General features: G+C 32.7%; 16 protein-coding genes. 5 read left to right on the forward strand and 11 right to left on the reverse strand.

Annotated features, from left to right (window positions below; translation table 11 throughout):
• Nucleotides 1–5 precede the first annotated feature (5 nt).
• Nucleotides 6–449, reverse strand: coding sequence for a nucleoside deaminase (locus IUY40_RS11715; protein ID WP_195737054.1), 444 nt, complete (start codon nucleotides 447–449; stop codon nucleotides 6–8).
• A 38-nt stretch (nucleotides 450–487) separates the two neighbouring features.
• On the opposite strand from IUY40_RS11715, the gene IUY40_RS11720 reads away from it, so the two are divergent.
• Both IUY40_RS11720 and IUY40_RS11725 read left to right on the forward strand, forming a co-directional pair.
• Complete coding sequence (locus IUY40_RS11720; RefSeq protein WP_195737055.1) at nucleotides 488–2,269, forward strand: 1-deoxy-D-xylulose-5-phosphate synthase; 1,782 nt, start codon at nucleotides 488–490, stop codon at nucleotides 2,267–2,269.
• A gap of 39 nt (nucleotides 2,270–2,308) precedes the next feature.
• On the forward strand, nucleotides 2,309–3,304 hold the full coding sequence (locus IUY40_RS11725) for a DUF3078 domain-containing protein (RefSeq protein WP_195737056.1): 996 nt from the start codon (nucleotides 2,309–2,311) through the stop codon (nucleotides 3,302–3,304).
• 3 nt (nucleotides 3,305–3,307) lie between these two features.
• On the opposite strand, the gene IUY40_RS11730 is transcribed toward IUY40_RS11725, so the two are convergent.
• Together IUY40_RS11730 and IUY40_RS11735 are read right to left on the reverse strand one after the other, a co-directional pair.
• Nucleotides 3,308–4,654 (reverse strand): deoxyguanosinetriphosphate triphosphohydrolase, encoded by a 1,347-nt coding sequence (locus IUY40_RS11730; RefSeq protein WP_195737202.1) that lies wholly within the window; start codon nucleotides 4,652–4,654, stop codon nucleotides 3,308–3,310.
• 78 nt (nucleotides 4,655–4,732) lie between these two features.
• Complete coding sequence (locus tag IUY40_RS11735) at nucleotides 4,733–5,194, reverse strand: Lrp/AsnC family transcriptional regulator (RefSeq protein WP_195737057.1); 462 nt, start codon at nucleotides 5,192–5,194, stop codon at nucleotides 4,733–4,735.
• 156 nt (nucleotides 5,195–5,350) lie between these two features.
• Here IUY40_RS11735 and metE point away from each other — a divergent pair, with 156 nt between their 5' ends.
• The 3 genes from metE to IUY40_RS11750 all read left to right on the forward strand — a co-directional run bounded on the left by metE (nucleotide 5,351) and on the right by IUY40_RS11750 (nucleotide 11,483).
• Entirely contained in the window at nucleotides 5,351–7,672 is a 2,322-nt protein-coding gene (gene metE, locus IUY40_RS11740) for a 5-methyltetrahydropteroyltriglutamate--homocysteine S-methyltransferase (RefSeq protein ID WP_195737058.1), read from the forward strand.
• Between the two features lie 252 nt (nucleotides 7,673–7,924).
• Nucleotides 7,925–8,821: a gliding motility-associated ABC transporter ATP-binding subunit GldA gene (gene gldA, locus IUY40_RS11745; RefSeq protein ID WP_195737059.1), complete on the forward strand. Its 897-nt coding sequence runs from the start codon at nucleotides 7,925–7,927 to the stop codon at nucleotides 8,819–8,821.
• Nucleotides 8,822–9,374: 553 nt separating this feature from the next.
• Nucleotides 9,375–11,483, forward strand: a complete 2,109-nt coding sequence (locus tag IUY40_RS11750) for an outer membrane beta-barrel family protein (protein ID WP_195737060.1) — start codon at nucleotides 9,375–9,377, stop codon at nucleotides 11,481–11,483.
• 341 nt (nucleotides 11,484–11,824) lie between these two features.
• On the opposite strand, the gene IUY40_RS11755 is transcribed toward IUY40_RS11750, so the two are convergent.
• From IUY40_RS11755 to IUY40_RS11790, 8 genes are all read right to left on the reverse strand, one after another.
• Entirely contained in the window at nucleotides 11,825–12,997 is a 1,173-nt protein-coding gene (locus IUY40_RS11755) for a PepSY-associated TM helix domain-containing protein (protein WP_195737061.1), read from the reverse strand.
• A 334-nt stretch (nucleotides 12,998–13,331) separates the two neighbouring features.
• Nucleotides 13,332–14,741 (reverse strand): pyridoxal-dependent decarboxylase, encoded by a 1,410-nt coding sequence (locus IUY40_RS11760; protein WP_195737062.1) that lies wholly within the window; start codon nucleotides 14,739–14,741, stop codon nucleotides 13,332–13,334.
• 78 nt (nucleotides 14,742–14,819) lie between these two features.
• The gene (locus tag IUY40_RS11765) at nucleotides 14,820–16,043 is read right to left on the reverse strand and encodes a dicarboxylate/amino acid:cation symporter (RefSeq protein WP_195737063.1); all 1,224 of its coding nucleotides are present in this window, start codon (nucleotides 16,041–16,043) and stop codon (nucleotides 14,820–14,822) included.
• 75 nt (nucleotides 16,044–16,118) lie between these two features.
• Complete coding sequence (locus tag IUY40_RS11770) at nucleotides 16,119–16,772, reverse strand: class I SAM-dependent methyltransferase (RefSeq protein WP_195737064.1); 654 nt, start codon at nucleotides 16,770–16,772, stop codon at nucleotides 16,119–16,121.
• Nucleotides 16,773–16,995: 223 nt separating this feature from the next.
• Nucleotides 16,996–17,952, reverse strand: coding sequence for a methylenetetrahydrofolate reductase [NAD(P)H] (gene metF, locus IUY40_RS11775; protein WP_195737065.1), 957 nt, complete (start codon nucleotides 17,950–17,952; stop codon nucleotides 16,996–16,998).
• A 173-nt stretch (nucleotides 17,953–18,125) separates the two neighbouring features.
• Nucleotides 18,126–18,395, reverse strand: a complete 270-nt coding sequence (locus tag IUY40_RS11780) for a four helix bundle protein (RefSeq protein WP_229335522.1) — start codon at nucleotides 18,393–18,395, stop codon at nucleotides 18,126–18,128.
• Nucleotides 18,396–18,472: 77 nt separating this feature from the next.
• A complete protein-coding gene (gene metH / locus IUY40_RS11785; protein ID WP_195737066.1) occupies nucleotides 18,473–21,148 on the reverse strand; it encodes a methionine synthase in 2,676 nt (891 codons plus the stop codon).
• Nucleotides 21,149–21,341: 193 nt separating this feature from the next.
• Entirely contained in the window at nucleotides 21,342–21,911 is a 570-nt protein-coding gene (locus tag IUY40_RS11790) for a hypothetical protein (protein ID WP_195737067.1), read from the reverse strand.
• Nucleotides 21,912–21,922 lie beyond the last annotated feature (11 nt).

A 21,922-nucleotide genomic window follows, 5' to 3' on the forward strand; every position in this document is an offset into this window, starting at 1 on the left:
GCTAATTATTTTCGCCTTTTAGCAAAAAAACGTTTCATTAAATCTGAAGCTTCATTTGCCATAACGCCACGAACAACAGCTGTTTTAGGATGTAGTTGTGTTCCCATTTTTTCGTAACCACGATGTTCATCGCTTGCTCCGAAAACAATTTTAGAAATCTGACTCCAATATAAAGCACCTGCACACATTTGGCAAGGTTCTAGCGTTACGTAAAGTGTACAGTCTTTTAAATATTTACCACCTAAAAAATTTGCAGCAGCAGTTATTGCCTGCATTTCGGCATGAGCCGTAACATCATTTAGTAATTCAGTTAAATTATGGCTTCTTGCAATGACTTTATTATCAATTACAATGATGGCTCCAACAGGAATTTCATCTTTATCAAATGCCATTTCGGCTTCTTGCAAAGCCTTTTTCATAAAATACTCGTCGGTAAAAATATCTATCATAAAACAAAAATAAGAATTCAATTCGTACATTTGCTTTTATGTCAGTCAATTTACTTTCGAACATATACAATCCCGCCGATTTACGCTTACTCCCTGAAGCGCAACTTCCTCAAGTTGCTCAGGAATTACGTAATTTTATTATTGATATTGTTTCTGTAAAAGAAGGCCATTTGGGCGCAAGCCTTGGTGTTACTGAACTTACTATTGCACTCCATTATGTATTTAACACACCTGCCGATTTATTGGTTTGGGATGTTGGTCATCAAGCTTACGGACATAAAATATTGACTGAAAGAAGAGAAATTTTCCATACCAATCGTCAGCTTAACGGAATTTCTGGTTTCCCAAAAAGAGCCGAAAGCAAGTATGATACTTTTGGTGTAGGCCACTCCTCTACTTCTATTTCGGCAGCATTAGGAATGGCAATTGCTTCTAACTTAAAAGGCGATTTCGATAAACATCATATTGCCGTAATTGGCGATGCTTCGATTGCATCGGGAATGGCTTTTGAAGGCTTAAATCATGCTGGAGTAACCGATGCAAATTTATTGGTTATCTTAAATGACAATGCTATCGGGATTGATCCAAGTGTAGGTGCGCTTAAAAAATATCTCACTGCTGTAAAAGAAGGAAAAAACCCGAAGAAGAATAACATGATCAAATCATTGAATTTTGATTATTCGGGTCCTATTGATGGTCATGATATTTTTGCTTTAATCAAAGAATTAAAACGTTTAAAAAACATAAAAGGTCCTAAATTCCTGCATATTGTTACGACCAAAGGAAAAGGATTACAACAAGCTGAAGAAAATCAGGTTCAATATCACGCTCCAGGAAAATTTGATGCTTCGACTGGAGAAATCATTCCTAAAATTGAAGATAATCTTCCGCCAAAATACCAAGATGTATTTGGTTTAACTATTTTAGATTTAGCCCAAAAGAATGAAAAAATCGTTGGTATCACTCCTGCAATGCCGTCTGGAAGTTCGCTTAAATTTATGATGGATGCTTTTCCTAAACGTGCTTTTGATGTGGGAATTGCCGAGCAACATGCTGTAACTCTCGCTGCTGGAATGACTACTCAGGGAATGATTGTATATTGCAATATCTATTCTACTTTTTTACAGCGTGCTTATGACCAAATTATACACGATGTAGCTTTACAAAATTTACCTGTTATATTTTGTCTTGACAGAGCTGGTTTGGTTGGAGAAGATGGAGCAACTCATCATGGTGTTTTCGATATTGCTTATTTGCGCTGTATTCCTAATATGATAATTTATGCTCCTTTAAATGAGATAGCCTTACAGAACATTTTATATACTGCTCAACTCGGATTAAATCACCCTATTGCTATCCGATATCCCAGAGGCCGAGGTGTAATTACCGATTGGCAAAAAAAATATTTTAAGAATTATGCTACAATCGAAATCGGAAAAGCAACTTGTCTTAAAGAGGGTAATCAAACCGCCGTTTTATCTACTGGAACAATTGGAAATAATGTAATAAATGCACTAAAAAAAAATGGTAATCCAAACACTATTGCTCATTACGATTTTCCATTCATCAAACCACTAGACAACAACTCATTACATTATATTTTTGAGAAATTTGCAACTATAATTACTATAGAAGATGGTGCAATAAATGGTGGTTTTGGAACTGCTATTTTAGAATTTTCTGCGCTTCATAATTACAATACTAAGATAAGAACATTGGGAATTCCTGACACTTTTATTGAACACGGAACTGTTGCTGAATTGCAACAATTATGCAATATTGACGTTAAAAGTTTAGAAAACCTTTTTTCTCTTGGTTAAAAAGAATTATTTTGCACACCCAAAACAAAAAATGCCATAATGAAATTATTCCATTTACCACTATTAATACTTTTTTTATTTTGTTCATCTAAAAATTTCGCTCAGAAATCTTTAATCCAAACTCAATTAACACCAGTAATTCAAACTCAATTACCAGATGTAAATTCTAACTGGACTAAACAGAACAAATTAGGATTTGATATTACACAAATTGCTTTTGTTAACTGGAGCGCTGGGGGAACGAGCTCTATTTCAGGACTATTTAAAGGGGAATTTACAAGAGTATACATAAAAGACAATCATAAATGGGCAAATGAACTTCTATTAAAATATGGTTTAAATAAACAAGATGGTATTGAATTACGTAAAACTGATGATGCTTTTCAGTTTAACTCTACTTACGGTTTTAGAAGAGATACGCTGTCAAACTGGTATTATTCAGCAAAATTTAATTTAAACTCTCAGTTTACCAATGGATATTCTTATCCAAACACTGAGATTCCTATTTCCAAACTTTTTGCTCCAGCTTATGTATTCTTAGGAGCAGGAGCTGAAAACGCTAATAAACAAAAAAATCGTAATTTTTATTTCTCACCAATCACTTTAAAGACTACGTTAGTTTTAGACCAAACTTTGGCAAACCAAGGATCTTTTGGTGTTCGAAAAGCTCTTTATATCGATGACCCTCTAGATCCTGCCAATAAAATATTAGTTGAAAAAGGTCAAAAAATAAAAGCCGAATTTGGTATTTTATTAACTGCTTATACAAAAAATGAGATTTTCAAAAATATATATTTTGAAAACCGTCTAAGCCTTTATACAGATTACCTTAACAGATTCGGAAATATCGATATCGATTATGATACTCGTTTAGATCTTGTTGTAAACCAATATGTAAAAGCCAATGTAGGCGTACACTTTGTTTATGACGATGACATCAAATCTAAAAAAGAAATTGGCGGAGTACAAGTTACACAAGGGCCAAAAGCACAATTAAAACAAGTTTTAGGTGTTGGTGTGGTATACGCCTTTTAAAAGCTAAGTTGTTTTTCTACCATTTATAGTTTCATACAATTCTAAGGCATTTCCATCGGTTAATAATGAAACATAATGGCAAATATGTAGTAATCTTTCATACAATCCTTCTTTTTCTAAATGATGTTTTTCTGGCAACATCTTTAAAATTAAAGTATCATAGTTTGATGTTTCTCCATTGTATTTATTATTAAAAGCTGTTATAAATTTATCCAGAAGTGTCTGGATAATCTGATAACCAACTATTTCTTTTTCAATCACTTCACGACTTTGATATATATTTTGAACACTCAAATTTATGATATCATTCATTTGTGCTTTATATTGACTTTTATCCATTAATGCATAAGGAAATTTACCTGCAAGGATGGCTTCTTCATTATCAATAAAAACTTTAACTGCATCATTTATCAAGCTTCCAATTGCCAAAGCACGTAAATAACTAATTCTATCTTCTTTAGTCGTTAGCGTTTTATATTTGGCAACACCGATATTATCTTTTACAAGCTTAATCAGGTATTCTAAAGCATAATCTTCAGAAACTAATCCAAGATTTATCCCATCTTCAAAATCAATAATGGTATAACAAATATCATCAGCGGCTTCTACTAAATAAGCTAGAGGATGTCTTTCGAAACCAATATTATTTCCTGATTTATTAGATAACATACCCATATCGACAGCTACTTTATTAAAAAAGTCTTTATCAGTCTGGAAGAAACCGTATTTTTTATCGGCTATATTTTTGGTTGGTTTTTTAGGCAAACTTTCTTTTGGATATTTCATAAATGCTCCTAACGTAGCATATGAAATTCTAAGTCCTCCCTCTATCCCTGGGCGGCTTGCTGTTAAGACCGAAAACCCGTTGGCATTACCTTCAAAATCGATTAAGTCTTGCCATTCTTTATCAGATAAGTGTTCTTTGTATTGTTGTCCCTTTCCTATTGAGAAATATTCTCCAATAGCTTTTTCTCCCGAATGTCCAAAAGGTGGATTCCCGATATCATGTGCCAAAGATGCTGCTGCAACGATAGCACCAAAATCGTTCATGTGGTATCCATGTACTTCTTTTAGATATGGATATTTTTCTATTATTTTTTTTCCCACCAAACGACCTATTGAACGCCCTACAACCGAAACCTCTAAGCTATGTGTTAATCGGGTATGCACAAAATCTGTTTTAGAAAGCGGAATTACCTGTGTTTTATCTTGTAAACTTCTAAACGCAGATGAAAATATTATTCGGTCATAATCTACTTCAAATCCCAATCGCGTATCATCTTGTTCTACACGTAATCTTTTGCTAGTATCGCCTTGGCGCTTGAGTGATAAAAGTTGTTCCCAGTTCATTGTAATTTTTGATTGAAGATTAACGCTTTTAGGTTTAGAAAGACAAAAATACATTTTTATTTCAGGACTTTGTAATGATTAAAACTCTAATGCAGTACTGTGTTTAATTTCTCCCATTACAAAAATACTGTTTGTATTCCCTATGTTTTCAATAGTAGACAATTTATTCATTACAAAATCCTGATAGCAGGCCATATCCTGAACGAGTATTTTTAGCATAAAATCATAGTCTCCAGCAATATTATAGCACTCTATAATTTCGGGAAGTGCAACAATGTCTTTTACAAAATTACTCCCAACATTTCGTGCATGTTCTTTTAATCGAACATTACAAAAAACAGTCATACCGCAATTCATTTTTTTCTTGTCTAACAAAGCAACATATTTGGTTATATATCCATCACGTTCTAATTTTTTTATGCGTTCATAAACTGGCGTAACAGTCAAGAATAATTTGCTTGCGAGGTCTTTTGTATTGATATTGGAGTTCTCCTGAAGGTGTCTTAGTATCTCTAAATCAGTTTTATCTAAATTTTCCATAGTAATTTTTACGGCTAGAGTTCGTCTCAGGAATATTAATCCGTATTATAATCTCCAAAAACGAACTAATTAAAGTTTATTCACTTAAAAAAAAGTCAAATATAAGTTATAAATTCTAATACAATAAATTTGTTCAGTAAAAAACACTAAACCAATATGAAAACAAATAATTTAGGTTATCCGAGAATTGGCAGCAACAGAGAATTAAAAAAAGCTAGTGAATTATACTGGGCAGGACAACTTTCGGCTGAAGAACTTTTGGCAATTGGAAAAAATATTCGTCAAGAAAACTGGCAATTACAAGCTGAATCTGGAATTGATTTAATTCCTTCAAATGATTTTTCCTTTTATGACCAGGTTTTAGATTTAACGCTAACTTTAGGAGCAATTCCTGAACGTTATAGTGATTTTGCAAAAACTAATTCTTCTATAGATTTATATTTTGCAATGGCAAGAGGTTCGCAAAAAAATGGACAAGATGTTGTTGCTATGGAAATGACAAAATGGTTTGATACCAATTACCATTACATCGTTCCAGAATTTACAAAAAATCAAAAATTTACTTTATTTTCTGAAAAAATAATCAATGAGTTCAAAGAAGCAAATAATTTAGGTATTACTACAAAACCAGTTCTTATAGGACCTATTTCTTACTTACTTTTAGGAAAAGAAAAGGAAGAAGGTTTTCACCGAATTGATCTTATCGAAGCATTGCTTCCTGTATATTTTGAAATTTTCGCAAAATTAGAAGCCGAAAATGCAACTTACATCCAACTAGACGAACCTTTCCTGGCGCTGAACTTAACTGATAAAGAACGCGCAACTTATACAAAAGTATATAATGAAATAAACATACGTTTCCCTAATATTAAAATTATCCTTGCGAACTATTTTGACTGCTTTGGCGAAAATCTAGCTACAGTATTGGCTCTTCCTGTTGACACCTTACATTTAGATCTAGTTCGTTGTCCTTTACAATTAGATGATATTTTAGAATCGAATCAGTTATCTCCAAACATAAATCTTTCACTTGGTTTAATAGATGGAAGAAACATCTGGAAAAATGATTTTAAAAATTCATTGGCAATTATAGAAAAAGCGGTTAATGCACTTGGCGAAAATAGAATATTAATTGCTCCATCTTGTTCATTAATTCATAGTCCTTGCGATTTAGAATTAGAAACAAACAATCAAACTCTTACTCCCGAAATTAAACAATGGTTGGCTTTTGCTAAACAAAAGATACACGAAGTCGTTTTATTAAAACAGTTTGCCACCAAAGAAATAGACGCTACAAACTCTATACGATTTGCTGAAAATACTTTGGCAAACGAAAACAGAAAAACTTCAAAATTAATCCATAACGAATCGGTTAAAAATCGTGTAGCAAACATTGCTGCTGGTGATGATAAACGTAAAAACACTTTTGTTATTCGTCGTGAGAAACAAATCGATGCTTTAAATCTTCCTTTATTCCCAACTACTACCATTGGATCGTTCCCACAAACTCCTGAAGTTCGTAACTGGAGAGCCAAATTTAAAAAAGGCGAATTAAAGCAACAACAGTATGACGATTTAATTAAGAAAGAAACCGAAGACACGATTCGTTTTCAGGAAGAAACCGGAATTGATGTTCTTGTTCATGGCGAATTTGAGCGTAATGATATGGTGGAATATTTTGGTGAACAATTAGCCGGTTTTACCTTTACAAAAAATGGCTGGGTACAAAGTTATGGTAGCCGTTGTGTAAAACCTCCTGTAATTTATGGAGATGTTTCCAGACCAAAACCTATGACTTTAAAATGGTCAGAATATGCACAATCATTAACTCCTAAATGGGTAAAAGGAATGCTTACTGGCCCAGTAACAATTCTGCAATGGTCATTTGTTCGTAATGACCAACCGCGTTCTCAGACCTGTACACAAATTGCATTGGCAATAAGAGATGAAGTTGTAGATCTTGAAAATGCAGGAATTAAAATTATCCAAATTGACGAACCTGCTATTCGTGAAGGTTTGCCTTTGCGTAAAGAAGAATGGGCAACTTACCTAGATTGGGCTGTAAAAGCATTCCGTATTTCGGCAAGTGGCGTAAAAGATGACACTCAAATTCATACGCATATGTGTTATAGCGAGTTTAACGACATTATCCAGAATATTGCCGACATGGATGCCGACGTTATTACAATTGAATGTTCACGTTCGCAAATGGAATTACTAGATGCTTTTGCCGATTTTAAATATCCAAACGAGATTGGTCCTGGAGTTTATGATATCCACTCCCCTCGCGTTCCTTCTAGTCTAGAAATGGTTAAACTATTAGAAAAAGCTTCGGCTGTAATTCCTGTAGATCAATTATGGGTAAATCCTGATTGTGGTTTAAAAACACGTCATTGGGATGAAACCAAAAAAGCATTGATTGAGATGGTTGCTGCAGCTCAGGAAATGAGAGCAGCTGTTAAAAACCCAGTATGCTAATAAGTTTTATTTAAATCTATTTTTTGTTATTTGTGTCAACTAGTGGAGTCGAAATTCTTGTAATTATGATTATTTTCGATTTCACTTTAGTTGCTTTATTTTTTGAAGTAGAAAGCCTAGGCTTTCAAACACTTTAAACAATAACGATGCCGCGGCTGTTGAGCTTTAAGTTTTTTTTTATGATTTCTTTAAAAGACAAAAATTTAGTAATCAAGCAGATTTCTGTTTACTTTTGCAACAAATAAAAAAGTCATGTCGATAGAAGTAAACAGCATATCAAAAAGTTACGGCACTCAAAAAGCATTAGACGAAATCTCATTTTCGATTAAAAAGGGTGAAATCGTTGGGTTTCTTGGTCCTAATGGGGCTGGAAAATCAACTTTGATGAAAATCTTAACCACTTACTTACTAGCCGATTCGGGTACAGCACTTGTAAACGGTCATGATGTCATGACTGATACCAAGGCAGTACAACTATCAATTGGTTATTTACCAGAACATAATCCATTGTATTTGGATTTGTATGTTCGTGAGTATTTGGCTTTTAATGCTGATGTTTATAAAGTGGCGAAATTCCGTATCGAAGAAGTTATCCAACTCACAGGACTGTCAGCCGAAAGTCATAAAAAAATAGGACAATTATCAAAAGGATATCGTCAACGTGTAGGATTGGCAAATGCATTATTGCACAATCCTGATGTTTTAATTCTTGATGAACCTACAACTGGTCTGGATCCTAATCAGTTAATAGAAATTAGAAATGTAATTAAGAATGTAGGCAAAAACAAAACTGTTTTTTTATCAACACACATAATGCAAGAAGTTGAAGCTATTTGTGACAGAGTAATTATTATTAACAATGGGAAAATTGTCACTGATAAGAAACTAGATAAATTAATTTCTGAGGATAAAGAACAAATTATTGAAGTAGAGTTTGATTATCAGGTAGAAGAGCAATTACTTGCCAAACTTGAAAACATTAGCTCCTATAAAAATACGCATGATATGATTTGGGAACTGACATTTGTAACTGAAAAAGATATGCGTCCTGCTATTTTTGACTTTGCAACTGCCAACGGATTAAAAATGCTACAACTTAACCAAAAAAATAAAAACCTAGAGGCTGTGTTTAGAGAAATCACTAAATAAGTCTACAGTCTCAATATTCAGCCTGCATTTCAACAGTATTAAATCTGTTCACTTATAAAAAAATCCAATTCGTTCTATTATATAGAACGAATTGGATTTTTTCATTAAACGACATTACCTCTAAGCAAGCTTTTTTGGGCATTCCCATATTTATATAATCTGTAAAAAAAAACACAGGAGCTTTACTACGATTAAGACTCCGTTTAAAATCGAACAACAACTAATTACCAATAGATTAGCTATCATATTGAAATTTGTGATTATTTTTATTTAGACTTGTTATGAATAGTGTTATATTTGGAGTTAAAAATTTTAAATAATGTACAATCATGTTTTTATTTTATTCTCAAAAATCACCCCCTCTGCACTTTCAAGTAACCAATTTAATTTTCAAAAAAATGCTCAAATGAATTCACTAAAATGACTTTCATTTCAATTAAAAGTTAGTTTGCTTATTCCAGATTTTTTTTAGTAAAAAATATTATAGATCAACTATAGCATAGACCTAAATAAAAAAGCTCAATTATTACTCCCATAAATTAATACAAATAATATGAAAAATATTATAACATCCCTCATGCTTGCATTTTCTGTTTATACCTATTCGCAAACAGAAAAAGATAGTATTATCGAAACATCTATAAATGTATTAGATGAAATTGTAATTGTAAAAAAGAAGGTTCTTTATACTCAAAAATCAGATCGTATGGTCTTTAATGTTGAAAACAGTATTGTTGCTGAAGGAGGAACTGCTCTAGACGTATTAATGCGTGCTCCAGGTGTTGTAGTGTCTCAGGACGGAGAATTGTCTATTAGGGGCCAACAAGGTGTCGGCGTTATGATTAATGGCAAACTAACGCAGATTTCACAAAAAGAACTTGCTAATTATTTAAAATCAACAACCTCATCTAATATTAAACAAATAGAAGTAATTACTAATCCTTCGTCTAAATATGACGCAACTGGTAAAGCGGGAATGATTAATATTATATTAAAAAAACCAAGTACTTCTGGAATAAAAGGAACCGTATTCTCTAGTTACGGAAGAGGTCGAAAAAACAGAACTAACTCTGGTATGAATTTAAGCTACAACAAAGACAAATTTGGTGTTTTTGGTAATTACAGTTATACTTTTAGAGGCGAAGAAGAACGTAAAAGATTTGAACAAATTCAGTACAAAGACATTAGCAAACAGGAAGTTGCTACAACAAATCATCAACATTCGACAACAAGCGAACCTCTTACTTCTAACAATTTCAAAATTGGAACTTCCTATGAAGTTTCTTCTAAAACAAATTTAGAAGTTTCGCTTGATGCAAAAATTGGTCGTTATCAAAATATTGCCAATGGAGGTAATGCTCTATTTAATAATTTAAATCAATTAGATTTTAATGCTTTAACCTATAATAATAGTAAAGAAAAGTGGTTTGATTATACCTATGCTTTTTCGGGGGTTCATAAATTTAATACTGAAGGTAAAAATATGACTTTTGATTTTGAATATGAAACATCAAAATTTAGATCTAATCAATTTCAAAGTGCACTAAATTTAATCGCTGGTGCTCCAATTAATGACCGAAGAGGATACATTCCTTCACATTTAAAAGTTTTTACTGGTAAAGTAGATTTTACAAACCCTATAAAAGAAAAGCAAACTCTGGAATGGGGATTTAAAGCAAGTATAAAGAATAATGACAATCCCTCAGTTTATGAGTACTATAATAATCAATGGATAATTGATGGTAATTCGACAAATCATTTTGTATACGATGAACAGATTTATGCCGCTTACGCTAACTATAAATACAAATTAGAAAACCTTAGCATTCAAGGTGGAGTAAGAACAGAATATACTGCGATTGACATTAACCAAAAAACGCTAAATGAAAAACATAAAGATGATTACTTAAAATGGTTTCCTAGTCTTGCATTAAAATACGAAATGAACAGTAACCATTCAGTACACGCTTCTTATAGTAAGAGAATCAACAGACCAAGTCAATTTGATTTAAATCCATTCCGTTTTTATGATGACTCGTTTAATTATTCACAAGGAAATCCTGATCTGGTTCCAGAAATTACTCACTCAACAGAAATAGGCTACTCTTGGAAAAGTGCATTTATGGCTTCTGTGTATTTTAACCAAACCAAAGACGTTTTTACAGAAATTTATGTTTATAATCCTGCAGATAATACAACGGTAACTTCTCAAATCAATGCCAAAAAATCTTTTAATTATGGTGTAAATATTACCAATACAACCGATATTTATAAATGGTGGTCTGTAAATACGCTGATGAATGTTTTTGAGAATAGATTTGAAGGAAACATGATTAATACAAATACAATTGACCCAATAGTAACATTAAATTTAAATGTTCAAAACTCATTTAGAATTACTGACACTTGGAAAGCTGAGGCCAATGCGCAGTATCAATCAAAATCGAATGTTGGAATTTATGAGAGAGATAGTTTCTTTGATTTTAGCATCGGATTATCAAAACAGGTTCTTGCTAACAAAGGCAGTATAAAGTTTAATGTTACCGATGTTTTTAATACTAATAAATACAATATCAATTCGGTTATCGGACAAACCAGTATTGACAAAAGATATAATCTTGATAGCCGTGTAGCAACAATTTCCTTTACTTACAGAATTTAATGCTTTAAATCTTTAGTTCCACCTCTTATTTTTGTTTATTTGATGTACTATAGCCTGCTTGTTTAAGCAGGCTATATCTGTTTTTATTCGATAATAATGAATATTTAAATTGTTCCTTGCAATTAATTCCAACATACAAATGTCAGACGGAGTCGAAGTCCCGCAAAGTGATTCAGCAAATGAGACTTCGACTCCGCTCAGTCTGATAATTGAACTTTACTCATCAAAACAATCATATTGGTTTTGGATTGATTCTTTATTTATTAAACATAAAAAGTCTTTTGAAGAATGAGAACTCTTTCAAAAGACTTTAACTAACTAAAATATATAAATGGGTAATATTAAATCTTAACTGTAGGTTTTTGCTTTTTTTTCCTTCCCCACCAAATATAAAAACCTGTAACTGGTAAACTGGCACATATTAAACTACCAGCGAAATATAAAATCTTAGTTGACATTCCTCCTATAGTACCTATATGTAAACTATAATTAGATCGCATAAGCCATTTTGAGAAATGTTCGTCATCAATATATTTTTGCGAATTTGGTTTTAATTCCAATGTTTGTTGATCAAAGTACAAATCCCTCCAAACTCCCTTATTCATATCTGTACAAGCATAAAAATCATCTTCTGGTCCATCTGGAAAATGAATGATTACTGCTTCTTTATTTTCTTTGGCAATTTCCTTGCGTACTTTGTTCCAGATAAAATCGGCTGCTGCGAGTTTGTCTAATTGTTTTTGGGATAAAGTATCTTTTTTAACAGCAACAACTTGTTCCTTTTTGTCTTTTTTATCAGCCCAACCTCCACTTATCCAGTAAGTGCTCGATCTGACCCATTGAAAACTCATAATTAATCCTGTAAAAGAAATAAGTAATGCCAATATAATAGTATAAAACCCCATTACATTATGCAAATCATAATTTATCCGTTTAAACTTCGCACTCCATTTTATCTTAAAACTAGCATCTCTAGTTGTTTTGTTCCATTTTTTTGGAAACCAAAGAATAAGTCCACTTATGAGCAAAAAGAAGAAAATTAGTGTTCCCCAAGCCGTAACTTGCGAACCAACATCTCTACCTAACCATAAATAACGATGTCCTTCATCCATGATATGAAAAAAGTCTTCGTGATCTACCATTCCTGTAATAGCTCCGTTATATGGATTTACATATATCAAAGAATCCGATTCGACATCAACTTTAATCGTTTTATCTAAACCATTGTACCATAAACCATGAATTTCTTTATTAGGCAATGCTTTACTAACTGCTTCATATATCTTAGAAGGTGGTAGTACTTTTTCTGATTCTTGCGCTTCGACATTTAACCAAGGAGATGTTGCATGTTTGATTTCTTGCTCAAAAACCAAAATACAACCTGTAATTCCCATTATAAACACCACGAGTCCAGAAGCGAGTCCCAACCATAAATGCAACCAAGCATTAATTTTACTAAAACGTGATTTCCCTTTATTTGGTGGCTTATTCGAACGGTTATTAATAGTACTCATTGATATTAAAAGTTTAATAGGTAATAATTTTATGGATAAAAGAGGGCTATTGGTAAAACGGATTAATTTTTTACAATTAAATAACTCCTCAAGATATTTTAAACAAAAATAGCACAACACTTACAGAAAATCAAGTTTATTTTTAATTATTCTAAATAAAAACAATATTTAACTTTTAGCGTACTTATAGCTCAAGAGAGTAACCAATTCTACCCATTTGTCTAAGTAATATATAAACAAAACCAATATTAGCATGACATTAATTATCCATAAAAAAAGTAGCCCGTTTAAAAATTTAAACGGGCTACTTCAAAACAATCTATATTATTTATTTTTATATTTTTAACATAACAATTATATTTTTCATCTCTTCTACAACTATTTCGATATCATTTTTACTTGTTCTCCAATTCACAAATGATGCACGGATTCCTTTACGGTTTTGATATACAGTTGGTGTCATAAACACTTTCCCTTCATCATTTAAAAGGGTTAAAAACTGACCTACATTTTCTTGATTATGGTCTCCTGACAATGTAAAGCATACATTATTTAAGCGCGTTGGTGCTAGTAACTCAAAGTTTTCATTCTCTGCAATAAAAGCATCAAATTGCAATGCAAGATTTACACTATTCTCGACTATATCCTGATATCCTCCTTTTCCATAAGCTAATAAAGAAAACCAAACTGGTAATGCTTTCAATCTTCTTGAATTTTCGGGTAAGAAATTTAGGAAACTAAAATTCTCTAATGGATCTCCCAAATAGGGTGCATTAGAATTCTGAAACGTTTCTATCTGTAATAATTTATGTTCTTCTTTTATCAAATAAAAAGCACTTTCGTAGGGTACATTAAGCCATTTATGACAATCAATAGTAATACTATCGGCATTTTCCCAGCCTTTGACCAAATGCATGTATTTAGGTGAACAAGCAGCAAATCCGCCAAACGCAGCATCAATATGCCACCAGAATTTATATTTCTTTTTTAATGCATTTATAGCTAAAAAATCATCAAAATCGGCTGTATTTACCGTTGCAGCACTTGTAATTAAAATAAAAGGCTTTCCATTTAGAACTTCAATATTTTTCTTTAAATCGACTATATCAATTGCTTCACGATTTCCTTCAATAGTTTTTATCTTAGTGAAATTCTGACTTCCGATTCCTAACATTGCCAAACATTTTATAGAAGATGAATGTGGAGTAGCTGAGAAAACTGCAACTGGTTCTGATATTCCATTTTTAGCAAAATCTTTTCCTAATTGTTTTCCGTACCATTGTCTTGCAACGGCTAGAGAAGTAAAATTAGACATTGTGGCTCCGGTTACAAATCCGCCTAGGAATGATTTTGGTAAATCCAGCAATTGTAATAATAAATTAATTGTTTCGATTTCTATTAAAGCCGAAACTCCTCCTTGCGCTTTTACTGCTTGGGTATTCTGATCATAAATAGTCGTTAACCAATCACCAACTATTGAAGCTGGTGTGCTTCCTCCTGTTACAAAACCCCAATATCTTGGTCCAGGCGAAGCAATCATTAAAGGTGCTAATCGCTGATTGAATTCTTCTAAAGCCGATAATGCCCCTAATCCCGTTTGATTTAAATTTCGGTCGGTTGTTATTGTGTTTAAATTAGAAGTTGATACTGTATCCATAGAATTTAAAAAATCTACTCCTTGTTGTTTTACCTTTTCAAGTATATTTTCAATATCTTTTAAATCTTGTTGAAGTATTGTATTCATTTTAGATATAATAGTTTAAAATAAAATTATATTTTCATAAATGGTTTATATGGTTTAAATAAATTGTGAATTACATTCCTACCATTTCGTTTTTTCGGAGAAACGCGAAACCATCATCGACGAAATCACATCACCATTGGCATTTAGTAAAGTAGCAATTGGATCAACTAGTGTTCCCAAAATCATGGCTACGGGTAAGGCTTCTGCCATTGGCAAACCGTAAACTGTTATCGCCAATACTTCACCAATATATCCTCCGTTTGGGATTCCTCCTTCTACAATCGAAACTATTACAGTAATACCCAATGCTAAAAGTATTGTACTTGGCTCTGTAAAGTCCTTCCCAAACATGGTAAACAATACTGTAATTTTCAAAATAGATGACATGCTCGAGCCGTCTTTATGCAACGGTGCTCCTAGCGGAATAACAACATTACGGACATGAGCTGGGATTTTCATTTTTTCGGCAGCCAAAAGATTAGCCGGTATTGTTGCAATACTACTGCAAGTACCTATTGCTGTAAGAGCTGGCGTTACATTATTACTCCAGAATACTATAAATGCACTTTTCCCTCCTGCTATAAAAGCATAGAGACTAAAGAATACGAAGAAGTAAAATATACAAGCACCATAATAAATCCCAAGTGGTTTGGCATAAACACCAAATAATTGTGGACCATAGAAACTAACCTGATATGCAAAATATGCTCCCAATCCTATTGGAGCCATTTTCATAATCATATTCAAAAGTTGCTTCATCACTTCGTTTCCTGAATCTAAAAAACTCCTAAAGCTATTCCCTTTTTCTCCTGATTGCAAAGTTGCAAATCCTATTAAAAATGAAAAAATAATAAGTGCCAGCATACTTTTTCGTGACAATAATTCGTAAAAATCATTTGTTGTAAGTAACTGTGTAATTTGGTTTCCAACATTTCCAGTTGTAATATTCTCTAGCGGAATTTTAGAGACTATAATATTCTGATGAATAGGGAAAAGATAAACTGCTATAATCATTACTAAAGCCGAAATAAGAAGTGTTCCTAAAAAAACTACTACCATTATAACAAATAGCCTTCCTAGTTTTTCTGTTTTCTCTAAATTGGCAATAGAAGAAGTGATCGTAAAAAAGATTAATGGTATGATTGCAGTAAAAAGTAAATTCAAGAAAACATCTCCTAATGGCTTTATAATCTCAACATCTTTACCAAAAACCAACCCTAAAATACTTCCTGCAATAATACCTCCTAGAAGCAAAAGAATACTACTGTAATTTTTTATAAAATTGATTTTTTTTGTATCCATAATAAAAGCATTAGTGTTTTATAAAATCAATTAAATTACGCTAAAAAGAATTCAAAACTAATATCGTTACATTTTTTATTTCTCCAGAACAATTGTAGTAAACACTCTATCAACTAACTCCCCCGTTTTACTTTTTATTTTTTCAGTCTGAGTTTCTAAATTATTAATATTAAATGGAGTCTTAAGAATCATTTTTTCGACTTTTTCAGTATTATAGAGTTCGAATTCAAATTTGGTAAACGGAAGTTTTTTCATAAAACTTTCCTGTGCAAATGTTAAACTAAAGATTCCTTTATGATCCAACACACGATATATTTCCATAAGTAACTTTACTGGTTCTTGCCAAAAATATAAGGTATTAACAGTAAATATTTTATTGAACTTTGCGTCAGGAAACGGAATTACATTTCCATCATAAAGCAAAAAGAAAGCTTGTTTTTGAGAAACATAATTTCTATTGATCTGACGTGCTTCCTGAAACATCAATTCTGACATTTCAAGTCCGTAGTACTTTAAATGGCTGCTTTGTTTCATTAACCACTCTAAATGAGCTGCATTTCCATGTCCTAATTCTAGAATGTTATCCCCTTTTGAAATATGTAGATTTCGGATTGAACTTAGCGTCATATTGACGTTTGTTTCATGCATCATATTTGCCATTTCGATTCCTTTTTCTCCTTCAGGTTTTTTTAATTGAGATGCGATAAATTGTAATTCTTCTTTTTCCATAAGTTTAAATTATTACAAATTGAAATTAAAACACCTAATACCCTAGCCCAGATGGAAGCGGCATCCTTTTTATTTTTTCTTTAAAAATAAAAAGATATAGCGCACAGCTGGAAATAGCTCCTGCCTCTGACTCTTCTTAAATTAAAACATTAAAAAAAATTATTCTTTACCATTAAGAGATTAAGATAAATTAAGCCTTACTCAATCTCTTAATGGTGAGAATTTAGAAAACTTTACTTGCTATTTGACGAATGTTTTCAGATTTTCCCATAGAGTAATAATGCAAAACTGGAACTCCAGCAGCTTTTAACTCTAATGATTGCTGAATTGCCCATTCGATTCCTACTTGTCGTATCTCTGCATTGTTTTTACATTTATCTACTTCATGAATTAAATCTTCGGGTAAATCGATACGGAAAATCTGAGGTAAAATCTGTAAATGTCTTTGAACTGCTATTGGCTTAATTCCTGGAATGATAGGAATTGTAATTCCCATTTCTCTAGCTTTCTCTACAAAATTAAAATACTTTGAATTATCAAAAAACATCTGTGTCACTACATAATCAGCTCCGGCATCTACTTTCTCTTTCAGTCTTTTTAAATCTGATTGCAACGACGGTGATTCTAAATGTTTCTCTGGATATCCTGCAACACCAATACAAAAATCAGCCTTGTTATCAGCATCCATTACTTCATGAAGGTATTTTCCCTGATTCAATAAATTGATTTGTTTTACCAAATCAACTGCATAATCGTTCCCCCCTGCTTTTGGAATAAAATACTGCTCGTCTTTCATGGCATCCCCACGTAAAGCCATAACATTGTCGATTCCTAAATAGTTACAATCTACCAAAAGATATTCTGTTTCTTCTTTGGTAAATCCTCCGCAAAGTACATGAGGAACTGTATCTACATTATATTTATGTTTTATAGAAGCACAAATCCCTAATGTTCCAGGACGCATGCGAGTTAATTTTTTATCTAAAAGTCCGTTACCTTTATCAATATAAATATACTCTTCGCGAGAAGTTGTTACATCAATAAATGGTGGTTTAAACTCCATTAACGGATCGATATTATCGTATAATTCCTGAATACTTTTTCCTTTTTGAGGTGGGATAATCTCAAATGAGAATAATGTATTCCCATTTGCCTTTTCTATATGTTTGGTTACTTTCATTTCTTAATTAGTTGATGGTTTTTAGTTTTTGATTGATAGTTTTTAGAACTGTTGCTAATCTAAAAATGAACAATCATAAATCAAAAACTAAATTATTTTTTTATAATAGTTAATAAACCCATTCAATAGCTTTTGCAGGTTTGAATCTGTTCAAAAGCAATATTGAAATTATTTTAATCTATGTATTTTTGATCAAATGCTAAATAATATTGTGTCTCTAATTCATACAATGACCCTCTTGAAATATGAAGAAAATGTATTGTATCTTTTGAGGTCTGTCGCCCACAACCTTCAGTAATATTTGATGGTATTGAAACAGCGGCTCTTCTCATTTGATTGGTCAAACCAAATAGTTCCTCTTTTGGAAACAATTTAGATGAATCATATAATAAATTCACCAATTTCCTAGCTTCCAACCAAACATCTAATTTATTATATTCCATTTTTTATTGATGGTTGTTTGTTGTCAGTCGATCGTTTTTGAGTGCTATAATCTAACAACCAAAAACCATCAACCAAATTAATCTGCTATATTAGGATTCAGCCATTTCATGGCTTTGTCTGTTGAAATACTTCGGCGTTTGGCGTAATCTACAACTTGATCTTCTTTTATTTTTCCTAGTCCAAAATATTTACTTTTCGGGTTTCCAAAATAATATCCTGACACTGATGATGCTGGCCACATTGCCATACTTTCAGTTAGAGTTACTCCTATTTCCTCTTCTACATTTAGTAATTTCCAAATTGTTGGTTTCTCTAAGTGGTCTGGACAAGCAGGGTATCCTGGTGCAGGACGAATCCCTTTGTAATTTTCTTCGATTAAATCTTCCGTTGATAATGACTCTTCTGCATCGTAGCCCCAAAAATCTTTACGAACTTCTTCATGCAAATATTCGGCAAAAGCTTCAGCAAAACGATCAGCTAATGCTTTTACCATAATCGAATTATAATCATCCAAATCTCTTTCAAACTCAGCAGCCCATTCGTCAACACCAAAACCTGTTGTTACACAAAATGCTCCTATGTAATCGGTAACTCCTGAGTCTTTCGGCAAAATAAAATCCGATAATGCTATATTTGGTGCTCCTTTTGTTTTTTGTGATTGCTGTCTTAAAGTCAAAAACTTCTCCAGCACTTTTCCGTTTTCATCACGCAATTCGATATCGTCATCATCTACCTGATTCGCAGGAAAGATTCCGTAAATACCTTTAGCGGTTAGTTTTTTCTCCGCCAAAATCACTTTCAACATTTCATGAGCATCTGCAAAAACCGAAGTGGCTTGTTCTCCAACTACCTCATCAGTTAAGATTGCTGGATATTTCCCGAACAATTCCCATGTTCTAAAAAACGGTGTCCAGTCAATATACGGTACTAAAACATCCAACTCTACTTCGATAACTTTTGCGCCTATAAATTTGGGTTTGGTTGGCGTATATTCTGCCCAATCCATTTGAAATTTATTTTTACGTGCTTGCTCTATTGTCAGGAAGTTTTTATCTCGCGAACGATTTAAAAACGTTTCTCTAAACGCATCGTAATCTGCACGAATATCGCTTGCATATATTTTACGGTTATGATCTAATAGGTTTCCTGCAACGGTAACGGCTCTAGAAGCATCATTTACGTGAATTACAGTTTCTCTATATTGTGGCGCAATTTTCACTGCAGTATGTGCGCGTGAAGTTGTTGCTCCTCCAATCATAATCGGAATTTTAATTCCTTGTTTGTCTAATTCTTTTGCCAAATATACCATTTCGTCAAGCGAAGGAGTAATTAGTCCGCTTAAACCAATAATATCCACATTATGTTCTATGGCTGCTGCAATAATTTTTTCAGGAGGTACCATTACGCCTAAATCTACAATTTCATAATTGTTACATGCCAATACCACCGAAACTATGTTTTTTCCAATATCATGAACGTCACCTTTTACGGTTGCCATCAATATTTTTCCATTTCCTTGTTTGTCTCCAGCTTGTTTGCTTGCTTCAATATAAGGCAATAAATAAGCCACTGCTTTTTTCATTACACGTGCCGATTTTACAACTTGTGGTAAGAACATTTTTCCGCTTCCGAATAAATCTCCAACAACGTTCATTCCTGTCATCAGGTTGATTTCGATAACTTCAATAGGCTTTACTGCTGCTTGGCGAGCTTCTTCAACATCTTCTTCAATAAAGGCATCAATTCCTTTTACCAATGAATGTGTGATACGCTCCTGAACCGTTCCAAAACGCCATTCCTGAATTGTCTTTTCATCTGATTTCACTTCGCCTTTTACATTCTCTGCAAAATCTAAAAGTCTTTCCGTTGCATCATCACGTCTATTTAGAATTACATCTTCTACATGTTCTAATAAATCTTTTGGAATATCATCATAAATCGAAAGCATCTCTGGATTAACAATACCCATTGTCATTCCGTTTTGAATAGCATGGTAAAGAAATACCGAGTGCATCGCTTCACGAACATGGTCATTCCCTCTAAAAGAAAACGAAACATTACTTACTCCACCACTAATATGCGCATGTGGCAAGTTTTCGCGAACCCATTTTGTACCTCTAAAAAAGTCCAACGCATTCAAGCGATGTTCTTCCATTCCGGTTGCAACGGGGAAAATATTCAAATCGAAAATAATATCCTGCGGCGGAAAACCAACTTTATCAACTAAAATGTCATACGAACGCTGACAAATCTCGACTCTTCGTTCGAAATTATCTGCTTGTCCTACTTCGTCAAAAGCCATGATAATGACGGCTGCTCCGTAACGTTTAATTAGTTTGGCGTGGTGAATAAAGGCTTCTTCACCTTCTTTCAAAGAGATTGAGTTTACAACGCTTTTTCCTTGTACTACTTTTAGACCTGCTTCGATGATTTCCCATTTTGAACTGTCAATCATAATTGGCACTCTCGAAATATCGGGTTCGGATGCTATTAAATTCAGAAATTTTGTCATTGCATAAACTCCATCAAGCATTCCTTCATCCATATTAATATCGATGATTTGCGCTCCTCCTTCTACTTGTTGTCTTGCAATATCAAGCGCTTCGTTATATTTCTCTTCCTTGATTAAACGAAGGAATTTTCTTGAACCCGTAACATTCGTACGTTCTCCAATGTTTACAAAAACACTACTTGGCGTAATAATTAACGGTTCTAATCCTGCTAACACAAGGTCTCTTCTATTTTCTGCCATTTCTTTTTTTAATTTTCAACAGAATAAATTCCGTTGCTATAAATATGTCGTCCCTCTCAAATTTTTTACTTCAATATCTTGCTTGTCTTTGCGAGAAACAAAACAATCTCATTCTAATATTTCACATCCTACTAGGTTATAAAGTCTTGTAGGTATTTATTTTTTAAAATTTTATTTTCGTTTATCTTAAAAATCAATAACTATTTAACTTTGTTCCTACCGAATTCAAATCCACGTTATCTAGAGCCATTTCATTTAAAGATTCAAACAAAGATTTAATATTGTTTTTTGCTGAAAATTCATTCGCAATCCTAACTCTTTTTACTCCTACTTGAGCATCAGAGAAAGTAGCTCTTCCCGTTTGGTTAATGTTTTTTGAAAAAACTAATTTGTTCTTATAATATAATTTATAATTGATTACAGATTTTACTGTAAAAACAAATCCGAATTTAGGTTTGTCTACAGAAACAATACTCATTTCAATTATCCAATCATCATCTGTGGTACTTGAGATCTTTGAAAAGAAATTAGAATCAAGAATAGATTTTTTAAAAGCCTCTTCAAAATTTTTATTAGAAATTTTCGATATCCCAAAAGGACTTGTTTCTTCTCCTCCAATCACTGGCTTAATAAATATTTTATCACCAATCCGTTTTTCGCTTTTATAATCTTTAACCGTCATACCTTCAATAGTTGCTCCAGAAGCACATCTACTCAAAAAAACTGAAACAAAAACTATTAAAACCAGATGTTTTAATTTCATACTTTGCATTA

The sequence above is a fragment of the Flavobacterium sp. ALJ2 genome, assembly GCF_015594725.1.
In the GTDB taxonomy this organism is placed as follows: Bacteria; Bacteroidota; Bacteroidia; order Flavobacteriales; family Flavobacteriaceae; genus Flavobacterium.

Excerpts from the sequence above, each read along its gene's own strand:
- IUY40_RS11715 (WP_195737054.1), bottom strand. The coding sequence starts at position 449 with ATGATAGATATTTTTACCGACGAGTATTTTATGAAAAAGGCTTTGCAA.
- IUY40_RS11720 (WP_195737055.1), top strand. The coding sequence starts at position 488 with ATGTCAGTCAATTTACTTTCGAACATATACAATCCCGCCGATTTACGC.
- IUY40_RS11725 (WP_195737056.1), top strand. The coding sequence starts at position 2,309 with ATGAAATTATTCCATTTACCACTATTAATACTTTTTTTATTTTGTTCA.
- IUY40_RS11730 (WP_195737202.1), bottom strand. The coding sequence starts at position 4,654 with ATGAACTGGGAACAACTTTTATCACTCAAGCGCCAAGGCGATACTAGC.
- IUY40_RS11735 (WP_195737057.1), bottom strand. The coding sequence starts at position 5,194 with ATGGAAAATTTAGATAAAACTGATTTAGAGATACTAAGACACCTTCAG.
- metE (WP_195737058.1), top strand. The coding sequence starts at position 5,351 with ATGAAAACAAATAATTTAGGTTATCCGAGAATTGGCAGCAACAGAGAA.
- gldA (WP_195737059.1), top strand. The coding sequence starts at position 7,925 with ATGTCGATAGAAGTAAACAGCATATCAAAAAGTTACGGCACTCAAAAA.
- IUY40_RS11750 (WP_195737060.1), top strand. The coding sequence starts at position 9,375 with ATGAAAAATATTATAACATCCCTCATGCTTGCATTTTCTGTTTATACC.
- IUY40_RS11755 (WP_195737061.1), bottom strand. The coding sequence starts at position 12,997 with ATGAGTACTATTAATAACCGTTCGAATAAGCCACCAAATAAAGGGAAA.
- IUY40_RS11760 (WP_195737062.1), bottom strand. The coding sequence starts at position 14,741 with ATGAATACAATACTTCAACAAGATTTAAAAGATATTGAAAATATACTT.
- IUY40_RS11765 (WP_195737063.1), bottom strand. The coding sequence starts at position 16,043 with ATGGATACAAAAAAAATCAATTTTATAAAAAATTACAGTAGTATTCTT.
- IUY40_RS11770 (WP_195737064.1), bottom strand. The coding sequence starts at position 16,772 with ATGGAAAAAGAAGAATTACAATTTATCGCATCTCAATTAAAAAAACCT.
- metF (WP_195737065.1), bottom strand. The coding sequence starts at position 17,952 with ATGAAAGTAACCAAACATATAGAAAAGGCAAATGGGAATACATTATTC.
- IUY40_RS11780 (WP_229335522.1), bottom strand. The coding sequence starts at position 18,395 with ATGGAATATAATAAATTAGATGTTTGGTTGGAAGCTAGGAAATTGGTG.
- metH (WP_195737066.1), bottom strand. The coding sequence starts at position 21,148 with ATGGCAGAAAATAGAAGAGACCTTGTGTTAGCAGGATTAGAACCGTTA.
- IUY40_RS11790 (WP_195737067.1), bottom strand. The coding sequence starts at position 21,911 with ATGAAATTAAAACATCTGGTTTTAATAGTTTTTGTTTCAGTTTTTTTG.